Origin of the sequence: Tabrizicola sp. (genome assembly GCF_016792905.1) — a bacterium.
Taxonomy (GTDB): Bacteria; Pseudomonadota; Alphaproteobacteria; order Rhodobacterales; family Rhodobacteraceae; genus Tabrizicola.
Genome location: NZ_JAEULP010000078.1, coordinates 19,147 through 36,272 on the forward strand (window position 1 = coordinate 19,147; position 17,126 = coordinate 36,272).

At 67.8% G+C, this 17,126-nt stretch carries 18 protein-coding genes; 11 read left to right on the forward strand and 7 right to left on the reverse strand.

All coding sequences use genetic code 11. The annotated features are described in order from the left end of the window. Positions 1 to 8: 8 nt before the first annotated feature. The 3 genes from JNL31_RS16365 to JNL31_RS16375 all read right to left on the reverse strand — a co-directional run bounded on the left by JNL31_RS16365 (position 9) and on the right by JNL31_RS16375 (position 2,761). On the reverse strand, positions 9 to 800 hold the full coding sequence (locus tag JNL31_RS16365) for a hypothetical protein (protein WP_294975528.1): 792 nt from the start codon (positions 798 to 800) through the stop codon (positions 9 to 11). Then, the gene (locus JNL31_RS16370; RefSeq protein WP_294975531.1) at positions 800 to 1,945 is read right to left on the reverse strand and encodes a hypothetical protein; all 1,146 of its coding nucleotides are present in this window, start codon (positions 1,943 to 1,945) and stop codon (positions 800 to 802) included. The genes JNL31_RS16365 and JNL31_RS16370 overlap by 1 nt, the downstream gene beginning before the upstream one ends. Positions 1,946 to 2,065: 120 nt before the next feature. Beyond that, a complete protein-coding gene (locus tag JNL31_RS16375) occupies positions 2,066 to 2,761 on the reverse strand; it encodes an SIMPL domain-containing protein (RefSeq protein ID WP_294975534.1) in 696 nt (231 codons plus the stop codon). Positions 2,762 to 2,922: 161 nt separating this feature from the next. On the opposite strand from JNL31_RS16375, the gene JNL31_RS16380 reads away from it, so the two are divergent. Continuing rightward, on the forward strand, positions 2,923 to 5,814 hold the full coding sequence (locus JNL31_RS16380; RefSeq protein WP_294975536.1) for a hypothetical protein: 2,892 nt from the start codon (positions 2,923 to 2,925) through the stop codon (positions 5,812 to 5,814). Between the two features lie 161 nt (positions 5,815 to 5,975). Here the strand turns inward: JNL31_RS16380 and cobT are convergent, their stop codons facing one another. After that, positions 5,976 to 6,980, reverse strand: a complete 1,005-nt coding sequence (gene cobT, locus JNL31_RS16385) for a nicotinate-nucleotide--dimethylbenzimidazole phosphoribosyltransferase (protein ID WP_294975538.1) — start codon at positions 6,978 to 6,980, stop codon at positions 5,976 to 5,978. Between cobT and cobS the strand changes: the two genes are divergently transcribed. From cobS to JNL31_RS16410, 5 genes are all read left to right on the forward strand, one after another. Then, positions 6,946 to 7,818 (forward strand): adenosylcobinamide-GDP ribazoletransferase, encoded by an 873-nt coding sequence (gene cobS, locus JNL31_RS16390; RefSeq protein WP_366928954.1) that lies wholly within the window; start codon positions 6,946 to 6,948, stop codon positions 7,816 to 7,818. The two genes, cobT and cobS, sit on opposite strands and share 35 nt — an antisense overlap. Before the next feature lie 140 nt (positions 7,819 to 7,958). Continuing rightward, positions 7,959 to 9,041, forward strand: a complete 1,083-nt coding sequence (gene ribB, locus JNL31_RS16395) for a 3,4-dihydroxy-2-butanone-4-phosphate synthase (protein ID WP_294975541.1) — start codon at positions 7,959 to 7,961, stop codon at positions 9,039 to 9,041. 3 nt (positions 9,042 to 9,044) lie between these two features. Further along, positions 9,045 to 9,545, forward strand: coding sequence for a 6,7-dimethyl-8-ribityllumazine synthase (locus JNL31_RS16400; RefSeq protein WP_294975544.1), 501 nt, complete (start codon positions 9,045 to 9,047; stop codon positions 9,543 to 9,545). After that, entirely contained in the window at positions 9,542 to 10,009 is a 468-nt protein-coding gene (nusB, locus tag JNL31_RS16405; protein WP_294975547.1) for a transcription antitermination factor NusB, read from the forward strand. The genes JNL31_RS16400 and nusB overlap by 4 nt, the downstream gene beginning before the upstream one ends. A gap of 42 nt (positions 10,010 to 10,051) precedes the next feature. Continuing rightward, the gene (locus tag JNL31_RS16410; RefSeq protein ID WP_294975550.1) at positions 10,052 to 10,471 is read left to right on the forward strand and encodes an META domain-containing protein; all 420 of its coding nucleotides are present in this window, start codon (positions 10,052 to 10,054) and stop codon (positions 10,469 to 10,471) included. A gap of 91 nt (positions 10,472 to 10,562) precedes the next feature. Here the strand turns inward: JNL31_RS16410 and JNL31_RS16415 are convergent, their stop codons facing one another. Continuing rightward, entirely contained in the window at positions 10,563 to 11,507 is a 945-nt protein-coding gene (locus tag JNL31_RS16415; protein WP_294975553.1) for an alpha/beta hydrolase, read from the reverse strand. Beyond that, positions 11,504 to 11,791: an SCP2 sterol-binding domain-containing protein gene (locus tag JNL31_RS16420; protein WP_294975555.1), complete on the reverse strand. Its 288-nt coding sequence runs from the start codon at positions 11,789 to 11,791 to the stop codon at positions 11,504 to 11,506. Before JNL31_RS16420 ends, JNL31_RS16415 begins: the two co-directional genes overlap by 4 nt. 67 nt (positions 11,792 to 11,858) lie before the next feature. On the opposite strand from JNL31_RS16420, the gene JNL31_RS16425 reads away from it, so the two are divergent. The 5 genes from JNL31_RS16425 to JNL31_RS16445 all read left to right on the forward strand — a co-directional run bounded on the left by JNL31_RS16425 (position 11,859) and on the right by JNL31_RS16445 (position 16,785). Next, positions 11,859 to 12,422: a tetratricopeptide repeat protein gene (locus JNL31_RS16425; RefSeq protein ID WP_294975558.1), complete on the forward strand. Its 564-nt coding sequence runs from the start codon at positions 11,859 to 11,861 to the stop codon at positions 12,420 to 12,422. A gap of 3 nt (positions 12,423 to 12,425) precedes the next feature. Then, positions 12,426 to 15,272, forward strand: a complete 2,847-nt coding sequence (locus tag JNL31_RS16430) for a helicase-related protein (RefSeq protein WP_294975561.1) — start codon at positions 12,426 to 12,428, stop codon at positions 15,270 to 15,272. Continuing rightward, positions 15,273 to 15,593 (forward strand): RNA-binding S4 domain-containing protein, encoded by a 321-nt coding sequence (locus JNL31_RS16435; RefSeq protein WP_294975563.1) that lies wholly within the window; start codon positions 15,273 to 15,275, stop codon positions 15,591 to 15,593. A 52-nt stretch (positions 15,594 to 15,645) separates the two neighbouring features. Beyond that, positions 15,646 to 15,984, forward strand: a complete 339-nt coding sequence (gene fdxA / locus JNL31_RS16440; protein WP_294975565.1) for a ferredoxin FdxA — start codon at positions 15,646 to 15,648, stop codon at positions 15,982 to 15,984. Positions 15,985 to 16,275: 291 nt separating this feature from the next. After that, positions 16,276 to 16,785: a CarD family transcriptional regulator gene (locus tag JNL31_RS16445; RefSeq protein WP_294975568.1), complete on the forward strand. Its 510-nt coding sequence runs from the start codon at positions 16,276 to 16,278 to the stop codon at positions 16,783 to 16,785. Between the two features lie 54 nt (positions 16,786 to 16,839). Here the strand turns inward: JNL31_RS16445 and JNL31_RS16450 are convergent, their stop codons facing one another. Beyond that, entirely contained in the window at positions 16,840 to 17,103 is a 264-nt protein-coding gene (locus JNL31_RS16450) for a hypothetical protein (RefSeq protein WP_294975570.1), read from the reverse strand. Between the last annotated feature and the right edge of the window lie 23 nt (positions 17,104 to 17,126).

Here is a 17,126-nt window from a genome sequence, read left to right on the forward strand (position 1 = left end):
CCTGCCGGTCAGCCCCCGGTGGCGGGGTCGAGCGGCGGGGCCACGAACATTCCCTTCGGCAGCGGATCAAGCCAGGCGATCCCGGCCGAGGCCGATACGGGCCGGCCCGGAACCCAGTCCAGGTCCAGCCGGATCGGACGACAAGCCTCGCCCACGCCCTCAGCGGTGCAGGCGGCGGCAACCGAGGCCAGCAGCGCGCCAAGCGCGGCAGCGGGGCTGGCCGCACCCTCGGCTCCCGCGTCAAGGTCCAGCCGGACCGCTTCTCTCTGCAAGACATGCGCGGCCAGGTCGGGCAGTTCGGCCCCGTCGTCCTTCAGGCGATAGACAAGGTCGAGTTGGAACATCGCGGTCCCAGCCACCGCGTCGACACTGCCTTCGACCACATGGGCCGCATTCACCGCGCAGTCCTGGGCGATGCCGTCAAGCAGCACCGGGCACAGCCCCTCGGCGACGCGCGGGGCCCGGATATCGGCGAGCACCTGCAGGAACGGGACGTCGGGCAGTTTCTCGCCCTCGACCAGAAGGTCGGCAAGGTTGGCTTGACGCAGGACGCGGAGGCTGCGCCCCGGCACGAACCGATCCTGTGCAAGATAGGCCTGCACGTCGTCCTGCGTGATCAGCCCCCCCGTGGGCGAAATCAGCCAGCTTTGCCGCAGCGGGGCCTTTTCCGGCGCGACAAGCGGGGTTTCGGCGGCGGCAGCCGGTTCGGCCGCCGGCAGCGTTTGCCAATACTGCCAGCCTGCAGCGCCGAAGCCCACGGCCATCAGCAGAAGTCCCGTGCCGATCAGGACCCGCAGCATCAGAAGTTCACCCCCTGGCGCAGGGTCGACAGGTCGCCAAAGGCGAAGCTGGTCGCGATGGCCTTGACCCGACCGGCGAAATCCTCGCCCTCGGGGACCTGACCCTCGATCTCGAAGTAGTCGTCCTGTGTCATCCGGATGCGCGCGCCATTGACCGGGGCGTAGACCGCCTTCGGTTCTGCCGCGCCGGGTTGCGGCCCGACGACGGACAGCGTGCCCTCGTCAAAGCCCGCGCGGGTTTCGTCGGCCTTGACCCCGAACGTGTCGCGGAACCAGGTGTTGTAGGCAGCGATCCGGTCCTGCATCACCAGATAGGTGGCCTCGGCGTCGGTCTTGTAGGTTCCAGGCCCGTTTTTCAGTACGTCAAAGAAGCGGTGGCCAGGGTTCAGCGGATAGGCAGGCTCGATGCCGCAGGCGGCCAGCGCGGCGCCCGGCAGCACTTCGACCGGAACCACCGGGTCCAGGTTGGCCACCCCGGAATGCATGCCACCCAGCAGGATCACCCGCTCCACCTTCGCGCCCGGCGCAAGGTGGATGTTCCAGATCCGGTTGCGGCCGGTGCTTTCCAGAACCAGATATACCGGCACCCGGGTCTCGGTAACGGCGACGTCGTAAACCTCATATGCCAGGCCCGCGGGTGGATTGATCCTGGTCAACCCGCCGGATCGGTAGGCGTTCACGAAATCCTGCACCGCGAGTGCAAGATCGCTGTCCTCATAGGTCAGGAGCGGCAGGTCCAGCCCGGTCACGCCCGAGGTAACATGGCCGACCGTGGTCCCTTGCAGGGGCGGGGTCGGGCGACAGCCGGAAATCGGCCGGATCATGGTGATCTCCGCCGGGATGCCGGATCCGACGCGCGTGGAATAGCCGTCTATCACGTCGCCGATGAAGACGGGCCGGTTTCCGGCGAGCGCGGCAATCGGGCCACGGGCTTCCAGCCCATCCACGCCGTCATCCAGAAAATCCGCCGGGCTGTCACCCGAACGCCGGACACCGTTGAAAGTGCCGGCCAATCCGCCATCCAGCATCGCGACGACCCGTTCCGGCAAATAGCGTTCAAAGGCCTGCGGCCCCAGCGCAACCAGGGCGAAGCCCGCAAGCATGATGGCACCGACGATCAACAGGGTGATCGGTCCGCGGATCATGGGGAACTGCTCCTGCCTTCTTCTCTTGCACAGACAGTGCCGCGCGACTTGGGCCAAATCATGACGGAAACCGGCGGGATCCGTGCGAATCCCGCCGCTTGTCGCATCTCATGCGGCGTCTCAGTCGGCAATTTCCCAGGTGACGGAGACATTGGCCACGAGGCCAAGCTCCCCCCCCACCACCGGCACGGGCGAGGCTGCCACCGCATCGCGATACATCGGCGCCGGATCGGTCATCGCGCCCGCATCGGAGATCGCCAGGACCGACCCCAGCTTCACTCCCGCCGCCGTGGCCAGAAGCTCGGCCTTGACGCGCGCGTCGGCGACCGCCTCCTTGCGGGCCTCGTTGTAGGCGGGCTCGGGATCGGCGAGGCCAAAGGTCATGCCGTTCAGCGTGTTGGCGCCGTCGGCGACCGCCGCGTCCAGCACGGCGCCGGTCGTATCCAGCTTGCGCACCCGCACCGTCAGCATGTTCGACGCGACATAGCCCGAGATCGTGGGTGTCGAGCTGTCGTAGCCGGTCCAGTTCGGATTGATCGACAGGTTCGAGGTCTGCATGTCCCGCCCCTCGATCCCCGAGGTGGTCAGCCGGGCGATCACGGCATCGGTCGCCTTGGAATTCGCGGCCAGCGCCTCGGCGGCGGTCGGTCCCTGGGTGGTCACGCCGATCATCAGCGTCGCCATGTCGGGCGCGGCCTCGACGGTACCGGTGCCGGTTACGCTGATGGTGCGGGTCATGTCATCCTCGGCAAGCACGGGGGCGGCCAGCGGCAGGGCCAGCGCGGTGGACAGGATCAGGGCAGAAAGCACACGCATGGGAGGTCTCCTTCAACTGGCGCGACATTTCGTGACTATGACGCAGGCCGCAATGGCTTCCTTGGCCGTTTTTCTTTTCTTCGGCGAAAAGCTGCTTTAGTAAAGCGGCAACCGGCTGGGGCACGTTCCAGCGCTTCAATGATCCGTGCTAGACCCGCGACATGAAACCGACATTTGCACTTGACCTGACCAGCGAGACCATCGGGCTCCTGCACCGGACGCCGAAAGGCTGGCTGTCGATCGGCGACGTGGCCTTCGACGCCCCCGATCTGACCGAAGCGCTGGACTATCTGCGCAAGACCGCGCTGGGGCTGTCGCCGATGGGCGTGGCAACCAAGCTGATCCTGCCGAACGGCCAAATCCTCTATACCGAAGTCCACGCCCCCGGACCGAGCCGCGAAGAAAAGCGCCGCCAGATCGCCGCCGCGCTCGAAGGCCGCACGCCCTATGCCGTGGACGACCTGGTCTTCGACTGGTCGGGCAAGGGTGCGACGGTCAAGGTGGCGGTGATCGCCCGGGAAACGCTCGACCAGGCCGAGAGCTTCGCCGTCGAGCACCGGCTGAACCCGGTGTCCTTCGTCGCGATCCCCGAGGACGGCACATTCGTCGGCGAACCCTGGTTCGGCCCGACCGCCGCCGCCGCCGGGCTCCTGGCCGAGGACGAGACGGTTGAACGCGACCGCGACCCGGTGACGATCCTGCGCCGCGAATTGCCGAAAGCAGAGCCCGTCGCCCCGGTGATCGAGCCGGAGCCGGTGGCGGAAACGGCGCCCGCGCCGGAACCTGCACCGCCGGAGAACCCGGTCGAGGATGACCCGCTGCCGGGCCTGGAAGAGGCACTGAACGCCGAAGAGCCGGTCGAAGAGGCCGTGCCGGACAGCGTGCCGTCGGCAAGTGAAGAACCGGTGGCCGAGGCAGCCGATGGCGCCCTCGACGACCCGGCGCTGAGCGACTTCGAGGCCACCCTCGCCGCTGTCGAGGCAGAGACCAGGGCCGAGATGCCTGCCGTGGCCGATCCCGTCGCCGAGCCGCCCGCGGCGACGCCCGCTGCCGAACCGGACGAGGCGCCCTTCGCCCATGTCACCGACACCTCGGCCTTTCCCGAGCCGGAGGATGATAATCCACCCGCTCCATCGGCACGCAAGCTGGTGGTCGATGATCTGGACGACGACATTCCGCCCGCTCCGCCCTCTGCGGCGATGGTTGCCTTCGCCAGTCGCCGGAATGCCGCCACCGACGCCATCTCCCGGCCAGTCACGGGCGTGACCCGTCCCTCCGCCGCACCGGTGGCAAGGCCCGGCTCGGTGCCGCGCCCGGCGACAGCCAAGGGCTTCCCCGGCATGGTCACCGCGCCCTCGATCCCGGGCACCCGTGCCAAGCCCAAGCTGAAGGGCGGCGAGATTCCGCGTCCCGCGACGGCAGCTCCCACGACGGTCAAATCGCCTGCCCGCCCCGGGGGAACCTTCGGCACCGTGACCCCTGCGAAGAAGCGGACCGGCACGGTCTTCATGGTGATGGTCGGGCTTCTCCTGCTGTTCCTGGCGCTGGTGGCGGCCTGGGCCTCGTATTTCATGGGGGGCAATTCCACGACGGTCGATGAGGCTGCGGCGACGGAAACCGTGCCCGGCGTCGACGACGAGATGCTCGCCGACATGCAGGACCCGGAGGGGATGACCGATCCGATCCCCGAGGCCGAGGTTGCCCCGCTCGCCGAAGCCGATGCCGGAGACGTTGCGACCGAGAGCCTTCCCGTGAACATGGGCGGCGAGGAGACGGCAACCGAGGTCGCCGCTGCGGACCCGGCGGTCGAGCCCGCCGCCGACCCCGCAACCGATGCCGTCCCCGACGTTGCGGCCGCCGAGACTGCGACGGAAACACCGGCGGCCGCCCCCGAGCCCGCGCCGGCCACTGTTGTCGCCACCGACGTTGCCGCCGGCTCTGCCCCGGTCGAGGATCAGGACGAGATCTTCCTGTCGGCCATGGATGCGCCTCCACCGGCGCTGGATGCCCTGGCGCTGCCCGCGCTTGCCGATGTGACGGATGCGCTGCCTGACCCGGTGATGCCGCCCCCCGCGCCGGGGACGGTCTACCAGTTCGATGCCAAGGGGCTGTTGAAGCCGACGCCCGAAGGAATCGTCAGTCCGGACGGGGTGTTCCTGATCGCCGGGAAACCGCCCCTGCTGCCACCCTCCCGCAGTGACGTTGCAACGGCCGCCGCACTGGCGGCCGCCGCCGTTCCACCCCCGGCACCCGAGGGGCAGGCCGCCTCGCCCGCCGATGCCTCGCTTGTGACCGCCGGGACCGAGGCCCCCGTTGCCGAGACCGCCCTGCCCCCCGCCGATCCGGCGATGGCGGGCTTCCGGCCCAAGGCGCGACCGGACGGGCTGGCACCGGCCAGCGCCGATGATGACGCGGCGCTGTCCTCGGAGGAGGCCACCGAATTCGCAGGCCTCCGCCCGCTGCCGCGCCCGGCCAGTGTTGCTGCCGCGGCTGCCGCTGCGGCGCCCGCCCCTGAGCTTGGGGCCCAGGGCGCCTCGCTGACCGCGCAGGCCGAAGCGAAGCTGGCCGAAGCCGCCGCCCTTGAGGCGCAGAACCCCTCGATCGTGGCGATCTCGATGCGCCCGGCCGCCCGCCCGAACGATTTCTCCGGCGCGGTCGAGGCCGCCGTTGCCGCCGCGGTGCGCGAGCCCGCCCCGGTCGAGGAAGCCGCGCCGGTCGAGGTTGCCGCCGCCGCGCCCGCGGCGAAGCCGGAGGAAACCGCCGATCTGGACGAGCCCGAGCCGACCAAGGTTGCCCCCTCGATCCCGACCAAGGCGAGCGTGGCGAAGCAGGCGACCTATGCGAACGCGATCAACCTGTCGAAGATCAACCTGATCGGAACCTACGGTACCGAGTCGCGCCGGTATGCGCTGATCCGGCAGGCGAACGGGAAGTACAAGAAGGTCAAGGTCGGCGACCGGATCGACGGAGGCACGGTGAAGGCGATCACCGACACCGAGGTCCGGTACCAGAAGGGCGGGCGGCTGGTCAGCCTGAAGATGCCGAAGGTCTGACCCTGTCCACGGTGGACAGAAAATCGGCCCCTTTGAAATCAATAGCTTGCGCGCGGACATTTACCATCCGGTAACATCTTGCGGGGTGGCTCGTCGCTGACTTCGTCCCACCTCGCGGGGGGCCTCGCGCGGCGATGAGACGAAGCTGAACGAGGAGCCGCTCAGCCTGCCGCCACCCCGGCTTCGGCAAAGGTGGCCATGCCGGAATGGCAGGCGACCGCGCCCTGCACGACGCCAATGGCCAGCGCCGCGCCCGAGCCTTCGCCCAGCCGCAGGCCCAGCGACAGGAGCGGCTCCTTGCCCAGCTTCTCCAGCAGGCGGGCATGGGCCCCTTCCGCGCTTTGGTGGCCTGCGACGCAGTGGTCGAGCGCGCCAGGTGCGGCTTTCTCCAGCACTGCCGCCGCTGCGGTCGCGATGAAGCCGTCCAGGATCACCGGCACCCGCGCCATCCGTGCGCCGAGGATCGCCCCGGCCATCGCGGCAATCTCGCGCCCGCCAAGGCAGCGCAGCACCTGCAGCGGGTCGGAAAGGAGCGCCTTGTGCCGTTCCACCCCCGCCGCAACGGCGGCTTCCTTGCGGCGGAGCCCCTCATCGTCCACGCCGGTCCCCCGCCCGGCCCAGCCGACCCCGCCATATAGCGCGGTGGCGATGGCGGCGGCGGCGGTGGTGTTGCCGATGCCCATTTCGCCGGCCACGAAAAGATCGGCCTGCGGGTCGACGGCATCGAAGCCCTTTTGCAGGGCGGCCACGACCTCAGCTTCGGTCATCGCCGGGCCTTCGGTGAAATCGACGGTCGGGCGGTCGAGGTCGAGCGCATGGACATCAAGCTTCGCGCCGAAGGCCTTGGCCAGCTGGTTGATCGCCGCCCCGCCATGGGCGAAGTTCGCCACCATCTGCACGGTGACTTCCGCCGGGAAGGCCGAAACTCCCTTGGCGGTAACGCCATGATTTCCTGCGAAGATCACGATCTGCGGCTTGGCGGCGCGGGGCTTGTCGGTGCCCTGCCAGCCACCCATCCAGATCGCCAGCTTCTCCAGCCGACCGAGTGCCCCCGGCGGCTTGGTCAACTGGCCGTTCCGCGCCTCGGCCGCAGCAATGGCGGCCTGATCGGGCGAGGGAAGCTTTGCCAACATGGCGCGGACATCGGCGAGGCTGTGGAACGGCATGGTTGTCTTCCCGGATTGCACCTTTTCGCATCCGGGGCTACCCCATGGCCAGTGCCAACGCCAGCCGGGAACTGCCGCTTTGACCCCATTCCGCGACATCGCCTTGCGGCTGCCTGCCGACCTTCTGTCGGCCTTCGCGCTTCTGTCGCGGCTGCCGCTGCCGAACCATCAGGGCACGGGGGCGGCGTCTGCCTGGGCCTGGCCCCTGGTCGGCGCCGTGCTGGGGGCCCTTGGGGCGGCGCTCGCGAGTGCGGCCCTGTGGCTGGGGCTGACACCGGGGGTGACGGCGGTGCTGGTGCTGGCGCTCGGGGCAATCCTGACCGGGGGGCTTCACGAGGACGGATTGTCCGACACGGCAGACGGGCTTTATGGCGGCTGGACCCGCGAGCGGCGGCTGGAGATCATGAAGGACAGCCGGGTCGGAAGTTACGGTGTGCTGGCGCTGGTTCTGGTAACGCTGGCGCGCTGGTCGGCGCTGACGGCGCTCTTGGTCTTCGGCGGACACTGGGCCGCGCTGGTGGCGACCGGGGCGCTGTCACGCGTGCCGATGGTGCTGATGATGGCCTTGCTGCCGAACGCGCGGGGTGAGGGGTTGAGTCATGCGACCGGGCGCCCGGGGCAGATGACGGCCTTGGTAGCGCTGGGGCTGGCTGTCGGGATCGCGGCGCTTCTGACCGGCTGGGCGGCGCTGCCGATGCTCGCGGCGGCCCTGGGCATGGGGGTCCTCTTGTCGGTCGTCGCCCTGCGGCGGATCGGCGGGCAGACCGGCGACGTGCTGGGGGCCTCGCAACAGCTGGCCGAGGCGGCCTGTCTGGCGGTGTTGTCGGCACGGTTGTGAGGGAGAGTCGGGCTGAAGCCCGACCTACGCCCGACCTACGGGTCCGCGCTGAACCTCTGCGTGGCCGCACTGCCGAAGCTCTGGCCTTTGGGTCCGGCCCGCGATACATGGGCGCGAGAGAGCTTGCGAGGCTGAGGCCCATGTCCGAATATTCCGACGCCATTTCCTCTACCGAGGAAATCATCGAAGACGCCCGCAACGGGCGCATGTTCATCCTGGTCGACCATGAAGACCGCGAGAACGAAGGCGACCTGGTGATCCCGGCGCAGATGTGCACGCCGAACGCGATCACCTTCATGGCCTCGCATGGCCGGGGGCTGATCTGCCTGGCGCTGACGGCGGACCGGGTCGACCATCTGGGCTTGCAACTGATGGAGCGGAAGAACTCCAGCCGCCATTCCTCGGCCTTCACGCTGTCGATCGAGGCGGTGGAGGGGATTTCCACCGGCATCTCGGCGGCGGACCGGGCACGGACGGTTGCGGTGGCGACCGATCCGACCTCGACCGCGGCGGACATCGCGTCGCCGGGGCATATCTTCCCGCTGCGCGCCCGCGATGGTGGCGTGCTGGTCCGCGCGGGGCATACCGAGGCGGCGGTGGACGTGTCGCGTCTGGCCGGGCTGAACCCCTCGGGCGTCATCTGCGAGGTGATGAACGACGACGGCACGATGGCGCGGCTGCCGGACCTGATCAAGTTCGGCCAGAAGCACGGGATCAAGATCGGCACGATCTCCGACCTGATCGCCTATCGCCGCAAGCATGACAGCCTGGTCCGCGAACGGTCCGTCAAGGCGGTCACGTCAGTCCATGGCGGCGAATGGCTGATGCGGGTCTATACCGACGAGTTGCAGGGCGCCGACCAGGTCGTGCTGACCAAGGGCGACCTGACCACGCCCGAGCCGGTGCTGGTGCGGGTCCATGCGCTGAACCCGCTGGAGGATGTGCTGGGCCTTGGTGCGGGCAGCGACCTTCCCGCGGCGATGCGGATCATCGCGGCCGAGGGGCGGGGGGCGGTGATCCTGCTCCGCGACACGACGATGAAGATGGTCGAGGATGGCGAGCATTCGCCGCAGACCCTGCGCCAGTACGGGCTTGGCGCCGAGATCCTGGCGGCGCTTGGGCTGTCGAAGGTCACGCTGGTGACGAATTCCGCCGCACCGAAGATGGTGGGGATCGAGGGCTATGACCTGACCATCGCGGGCACCCGCGCGATCAAGGAGTAGGTCATGGCCGGGTCCGAAACGCATTACACGCTGCCGCTGCCGGTCTTCGACAAGCCGGTGAAGCTGATGGTCGTGGTCGCGCCCTATTACAAGGACATCGCCGACAACCTGGTGGCGGGGGCTCGGGCGGTTGGCGAGGCCTGCGGGGCCGAGGTTGACCTGATCGAGGTGCCGGGGGCGCTGGAGGTGCCGACGGCCATCGCCATGGCCGAGCGGCTGGCGGAATATGACGGCTATGTCGCCCTTGGCTGCGTGATCCGGGGCGAGACGACGCATTACGACACGGTCTGCAATGATTCCTCGCGGGCGCTGAGCCTGCTCGGGTTGCAGGGCGCCTGCATCGGCAATGGCATCCTGACGGTCGAGAACCGGGCGCAGGCCGAGGTGCGGGCCGACCCCAAGGGGCAGAACAAGGGCGGCGGTGCCGCAGCGGCGGCCTTGCATCTGGTGGCCTTGTCGCGCAAATGGGCCGGGAAGACCAAGGGGATCGGTTTCCGGGCATGACGGCCAAACGTGACGAAAAGCGCCAGATGAAATCGGCGTCGCGGCTTTACGCCGTGCAGGCGCTGTTCCAGATGGAGGTCTCGGGCCAGACGGTGGAAGCCGTGACGCGGGAATTCGAGACGCATCGCTTTGGGGCCGTCTACGAGGAAGGCGCGTTCGCGGAAGGCGACGTGGAGCATTTCCGCGCCGTGGTGGGGGCGGCGGTGAACTGGCAGGCGAAGATCGACCAGCTGACCGACAGGGCGCTGGTCGCGGCCTGGCCGATCGACCGGATCGACCCGGTGCTGCGGGCGCTCTTCCGCGCGGCGGGGGCCGAGTTGGTGGACATGGCGACGCCGCCCAAGGTGGCGATCACCGAATATGTCGACGTGGCCAAGGCTTTCTTCCCGGACGGGAAGGAGCCGAAATTCGTCAATGCCGTTCTCGACCACATGGCGCGCGAGGCCAAGCCCGAGGCTTTCTGACGCGTCACAGGGATATCTGACATCTTTGAAGGAGCCTGTCCCATGCGTCTTCCCCTGTTCCTCTGCGCGGCCCTGTCCCTGACCGCCTGCGTCACCCCCGCCCTGTCCGACGAGGAAATTGCCGGGGTCGACTGGCATCTGGTCGGGATCGAGGGGCAGAAGGTCGACTGGACGGCCTCGCTGCGCTTCGATGGCGACAAGGTTTCGGGCAAGGCGCCCTGCAACCGCTGGTTCGGGACCAACGCCGCAACCTTCCCGGATGTCGCAATCGCAGCGATTGGGGCGACGAAGATGGCCTGCCCGGACCTTGCCGCCGAAAGCGTCTTCTTCGAGGCCCTGCAAGCGATGCAGAAGGCGGAACTGGACCAGGACCACCTGTTCCTGACGGGACCGGAGGGGCGGGTTGTCGAGTTTGCGAAGGACCCGGAGGAGCCCTGCCTGTCCTGCCTGGCGCGCGAGTAGGGCGCAGTTCGTCTTCGGGAAGGTGGGTTGGCACCCGCCCTACGAAAGCCCCCGGCGTAGGGTGGGTGCTAACCCACCAACCGGTTGAACGTCAGCGGTTCGCCTCGAACAGCGCCGCCGCGCGGTCGAAGAAGCGCTGCCGCACCGCCGGGCCCTCCATCATGATCTCGTGCTCGGCCCCCGGATAGAGGTCAAGCTGGCCGTTGGCCCAGCCCGCCATCCGCAGATGCACCGGCGGCACGTCCACCACCTTTTCAACCGTCCCCAGCGCGCAGATCGCCGGCACCTTGGGCGCGGGCATCACGGCCAGCGCCGCACATTCGCGCAAGGCCGCCTTCAGCCAGCCGATAGAGGGGCCACCCAGTGCGAGGTCCGGCACCTCGGCCACCTGGCGGCGCATGTAGTCCCACATTTCGCGGTCGGTGGTGAGGACGTTGCCGGCAAAGGGCGCCTGCAAGAGATAGGTCTCGGCGCTGGTCGAGGGCGCATAGCGCGCCATCAGACCCAACGGCCCGGCAAGCGCCGACACGACCGAGGCCACCGGACGCAGCCAGGCGGCCATGGCGATCCCCCACATCGGGGCCGAAAAGGCCGCCGCCCTGACCGGCAGGCCGCGCATCAGCCCGCGCAGGCCGATGCAGCCGCCCATGGAATGCGCAATCATGTAGAAGGGCTGCGGCAGGCCCGCGCGGCCCGCCTCGGCCAGCATGGCGTCAAGGTCCTGCTGGTATTCGGCGAAATCGCCGACATGGCCCTCGCGCCGGTCGGCAAGTGCCCGGTCGGCCAGCCCCTGCCCGCGCCAGTCAATCGTGATGACGGAGTAGCCCCGCGCGACCAGATCGCCCGCCGCGCGGCCGTATTTTTCAACGCACTCCGTCCGGCCGGGCAACAGGAGCACCGTCCCCTTGTCCCCCGCCTTCCACCAGGCCACGCGGATGCGTGCCGACCCGGCCTGCAACCAGACGCAGGTCGCACCCGGCGGCCCGTCGGCGAGCGCGGCATGGAACGGTGCCGGAAGGGCGGTGTCGTGCTTCACCCCAGCACCGAGCCGAGCTTCATGGCGAGACCCATGCTGCCATCGACCGCAAGCTTGCCGGTCATGAAGGCCATGGTCGCGTTCATGTCGCCATCGAGAATCGCGCGGAACACGTCGGCATCGGCGGTCAGGGTCACGTCGGCCTCTTCATCCCCGGCCCGGACGCCCTGCCCGTCCAGCATGATCGCCCCTTCGCCCGGGATCACGAATTTCGCAATACCGTCGAACCCGCCCGACAGCTTGGCCGACAGGGCCTTGACCGCCGCATCAATCATTTCGCTCATCTCGAAGTCTCCCCTTCGTGACCCGGGCGCCTCTGGCAATCCGGCGCGGATCGGTTACTTTCATGTTATGGGTCTCCGCGCCGCCATTCTCAATCGTATCGTTGCGGCACTTCTGCCGCTTTTCCTGACTTGCGCCGGGGCTTTTGCGGAAGACACCGCGAAACTGGACGGGCTGTTCGAGCGGCTGAAGGTGGCCGACGAGGCCGAGGCGGGGCGGATCGAGCGGGAAATCTGGATCGAATGGTCGAAGTCGGGCTCGCCGGCCGAGGACCTGCTGTTGCAGCGTGGCACCGATGCGATGGACCTTGGCGACTATCCGGCGGCCATCGAGCATTTCACCGCGATCATCGACCACGACCCGGACTTTGCCGAGGCCTGGAATGCCCGCGCCACCGCCTATTACATGTCGGGCGAGTTCGGGCCTTCGGTCGCCGACATCGGCCATGTCCTGACGCTGAATCCCCGGCATTTCGGGGCGCTCTCCGGGCTCGCCATGATTCTGGAGGAAAGCGGCAAGCCGGAAAAGGCGCTGGAGGTCTACAAGGCGGCGCTTGCCATCCACCCCCATCTGAAGGGCGCGGCCGAAGCCGTCGAGCGGCTGGAGACCGAGGCCGAGGGGCAGGAGCTTTAACCGATGGATGCGACGAGGCGGGTGACGGCGGTCCTTGGGCCGACGAACACCGGCAAGACCCATCATGCGATCGACCGGATGCTGGCGCACCGGACCGGCGTCATCGGCCTGCCGCTGCGCCTCCTCGCGCGCGAGGTCTATGACCGGATCGTCGCCCGGGTCGGCCCTTCGGTCGTGGCGCTGGTCACGGGCGAGGAACGGATCGTGCCGGAGCGGACGCAGTACTGGGTCTGCACCACCGAAGCGATGCCCTTGGAGATCGGCGCGGATTTCGTCGCGGTGGACGAGATCCAGCTTTGCGCCGATGCCGACCGGGGCCATGTGTTCACCGACCGGCTGCTGCGGGCGCGGGGCCTCAACGAGACGCTGTTCCTGGGGTCCGACACAATGCGGGGGGCGATTGCCGGGCTGGTGCCGCATGTGACCTTCCTGCGCCGCGAGCGGATGTCGACGCTGAAATATGCCGGGTCGAAGAAGATCAGCCGGATGCCGGCGCGGTCGGCGATCGTGGGGTTCTCGGTCGAGAATGTCTATGCGATTGCCGAGCTGATCCGGCGGCAGAAGGGCGGCTGCGCGGTGGTGATGGGGGCGTTGTCGCCCCGCACCCGGAACGCGCAGGTGGCCTTGTACCAGAACGGAGATGTGGATTACCTGGTCGCGACCGATGCCATCGGCATGGGGCTGAACCTCGACATCAAGCATGTGGCGTTTTCGGCGACGGCCAAGTTCGACGGGCGCCGGATGCGGGGCCTCTACCCGCAGGAACTGGCACAGATTGCGGGCCGGGCCGGGCGGCATACCGAGGACGGCACTTTCGGGGTGACGGGCGAGGCGCGGCCCTTCGACGAGGACGTGGTCGAGGCGATCGAGACCCACCGCTTCGCCCCTGTGCGCAAGCTGCACTGGCGCAACGAGGCGCTGGATTTCGGCACCGCCGACCGGCTGATCCGCAGCCTGGAGGAGCCGACCTCGAACGACTGGCTGACCCGCGCGCGGGAGGCGGATGATCTTCTGTCGCTGAAGGCGCTGGCCGCCCTGCCCGAGGTGCGGGACCGGCTGACCGATGCAAAACGGGTGCAGCTACTCTGGGATGTCTGCCGCATCCCCGATTTCCGGTCTTCCACCGGGCCGGAACACACCACGCTTCTGACCCGCATCTTCGAGTTCCTTGTGGGTCGGGGGTTGGGCGGCGGGCGCATCCCGTCGGACTGGTTGGCGCATGCGATCAAGCGGATCGACAAGACCGAGGGCGACATTGACGCTTTATCGCGCAGGCTGGCGCATATCCGCACCTGGACCTATGTCAGCCAGCGGAAAAACTGGGTGGAAGACGAAAGCCATTGGCGCGACGAAACCCGCGCTGTAGAAGACCGCCTGTCAGACGCGCTTCACGCCGCCTTGACTCAACGATTTGTTGACCGGCGGACGAGCGTTCTCCTCCGCCGGTTGAAGCAGAAGGAGGCTCTCGTGGCCGAAGTGAACGACAAGGGCGAAGTTACGGTCGAGGGCGAGTTCGCCGGGCGACTGGAGGGGTTCCGCTTCCGGCAGGATGCTTCGGCGACCCCGGATGCCGCGCGCACGCTGGCGCAGGCGGCCTTGCAGGCGCTGAAGCCGGAGTTTCACCTCCGCGCCGACCGCTTCTACAACGCGCCGGACACGGAGCTGGACTTCACCGAACAAGGCGGCCTGATGTGGGGCACCAACGCGGTCGGCAAGCTGGTGAAGGGCTCCGAAGCCGCCAAGCCCGCCGTCGAGGCCTTCGTCGACGAGGAAGCCGGGCCGGAAGTGGCCGAGAAGGTCCGCCGCCGCTTGCAGCATTTCATCGACCGCAAGGTTGCCGCCCAGTTCGAGCCGCTTCTGAACATGGCCCGGGACGAGACGCTGACCGGCCTTGCCCGCGGCTTCGCCTTCCGCCTTTCGGAAGCGATGGGCGTCCTGCCGCGTGAGGCGGTGGCGGCCGAGGTGAAGGAGCTGGACCAGGAGGCGCGGGGGGCCTTGCGCAAGCATGGCGTCCGCTTCGGCCAATTCACCATCTTCCTCCCCGCACTCCTGAAACCCGCGCCGACCCGGCTGCGGCTGGTGCTGTGGTCCTTGTGGAACGGCTTGCAGGAGTTCCCGGAATCGCCACCCCCGGGTCTGGTGACGATCCCGAACGTCGCGGAAGTGCCGAAGATGCATTACACGCTGGCGGGCTATCATCCGGCAGGCGCGCGGGCGATCCGCATCGACATGCTGGAACGCCTGGCCGACATCCTGCGCCAGAAGGACAGCCGCGCGGGGTTCGAGGCCACGCCCGACATGCTGTCGATCACCGGCATGACGCTGGACCAGTTCGCCGACCTGATGGCGGGCCTTGGTTACAAGGGCGAAAAGGCCGAGCGGGTGAAGGTCAAGGCCGAGGCGCCGAAGGCCCCCGAAATCTCCGAGGAAGCCGCCGCCGCCATTGCTGCTGGTGTGCCGATCCCCGAGGAAGTCTCGATCCTGGCCCCCGTCGCCGAGCCGGAACCCGAGGCCGCGCCGGAGATGGAGGCCTTCTACACCTTCACCTGGGCGCCGAAGCCCCGTCCCCGCCCGGAACGCAGCCCCCGCCCCGAACGGAAAGAGGGCGAGGCCCGTGCCCCGCGCGGCGACCGGCCCCAGGGCGAGCGTCCGCAGGGGGATCGTCCGAAGGGCGACCGACCGCGCGGCGACCGGCCGAAGGGCGACCGTCCCAAGGGCGATTACAAGGGCGGCAAGCCGCAACGCGAGGAGCGGCAGAAGAGCTTCGAGGCCCGCCCGCCCCGCCCGGAAAAGCCGATCGACCCGGACAACCCCTTCGCCGCGCTCCTTGCGCTCAAGGGCAAGGTCTGATTGGCCGGGCCGTCCGGCAAGGCTGACCCCAATGCCGCCGCCAGACTGCGGCTGGACAAATGGCTCTGGCAGGCCCGCTTCTTCAAGTCGCGCGGGCTTGCCGCCGAAGTGATCGAGGCGGGCCATGTCCGGGTGAACGGCACCCGCGTCACCCGCCCCGGCCGCGACATCGGCGAAGGCGACACGCTGACCTTCCCGCAGGGCGCGCGCATCCGTGTGGTGCGCATCCTGGCGCTGGGTCTGAGACGGGGTCCGGCACCCGAGGCCCAGACGCTCTATCTTGATCTGGACGCTTCTGCCGCACCGGACCCGCTTGAATGATCCGCCCGCCTGCTCTAGCTAAGCCCAAACGATCCGCACCAAGGCCACGCCCATGACCTATGTCGTCATCGACAACTGCATCGCCTGCAAATACACCGACTGCGTCGAGGTCTGCCCGGTCGACTGTTTCTACGAAGGCGAGAACATGCTGGTCATCCACCCGGATGAATGCATCGACTGCGGCGTCTGCGAACCGGAATGCCCCGCCGATGCGATCCGGCCCGACACAGAGCCGGACATGGAGGAATGGGTCAGCTTCAACCGCAAGTACGCGGTGCAATGGCCGGTGATCGTGACCAAGAAAGACCCGCTGCCCGGCTATGAAGAACGCGACGGCGAGACCGGGAAACGCGACAAGTACTTCTCGGAAGCTGCCGGTCCCGGGGGCTGAGCCGCGCACCCGATTCGGGCAGAAGCAAGGCCACGAATCGGTTACATCCGGATAAGTTTTGCAATTTCAAAGTGTTGCATCTGAACTGCGCGGTTTCGCGGCAGTTGGAATCAGTGCGTTTTTGTGTTATTGTTCGCCTACAAAGCAAGCATGGAAGCCTGACATCGGCTTAGAGCGCACCGCCTGGGCCTTTTCTTTTTGTGACAATCCAAGCTCCACACGCCTGAACGAGGGGTTCAGCGCGCGCGGGGTGTTTGTCGCGGAGGGGGCGTCCTTACTGGGGAACCGTGAATGACCAAATCTAAGAAGCCTGAATTCCGCCCGAACGATTTCGTGGTCTATCCCGCGCATGGCGTGGGCAAGATCATCTCGATCGAGGAACAGCAGATCGCCGGGATTCAGCTGGAGCTTTTCGTCATCTCCTTCGAGAAGGACAAGATGACGCTGCGGGTTCCCACCCACAAGGCCATCGACATCGGCATGCGCGCCCTGTCGGCCCCCGATGTGGTGACGAAGGCCCTGGACACCCTGAAGGGCAAGGCCAAGGTCAAGCGCGCGATGTGGTCGCGCCGCGCCCAGGAATATGAACAGAAGATCAACTCGGGCGACCTGTTGTCGATCGCCGAAGTGGTCCGCGACCTGCACCGCACCGACGACCAGCGCGAGCAGTCCTATTCCGAGCGTCAGCTTTACGAAGCTGCGCTGGAACGCCTGACCCGCGAAGTCGCAGCCGTGTCCGGCGTGGACGAGGCGGGTGCGGCGAAGCAGGTCGATCAGGTCCTGGTCGGCCGCGCGGCCTGATCTTTTCGGGTTTTGGGAAAAGCAGAACGGCGGTCCGAAAGGGACCGCCGTTTTTCATGGGCGGCGCGCCAGATAGAGGCGACGGAGGTAGAAGAGAATGCCGCCAACGCCTAGCGCGAGCAGCCCACTTGATATCGCCTGCGCCAATCTTTGGTAGATCGGAACAACATAGGTATCGCCTGCCTTGATCGTAAGCGCGTCGCCATCGTCCAGAAACCCCATGGAGTAAAGATGCGCTGCAATGACCAGAAGATAGACGCCGAACAGGACGAGCGCCCATTGCAGCACCAGTAACAAAGCGTCTGCCGCCCGTTTCACGAAGCGCCCCGCGATCCTCGACG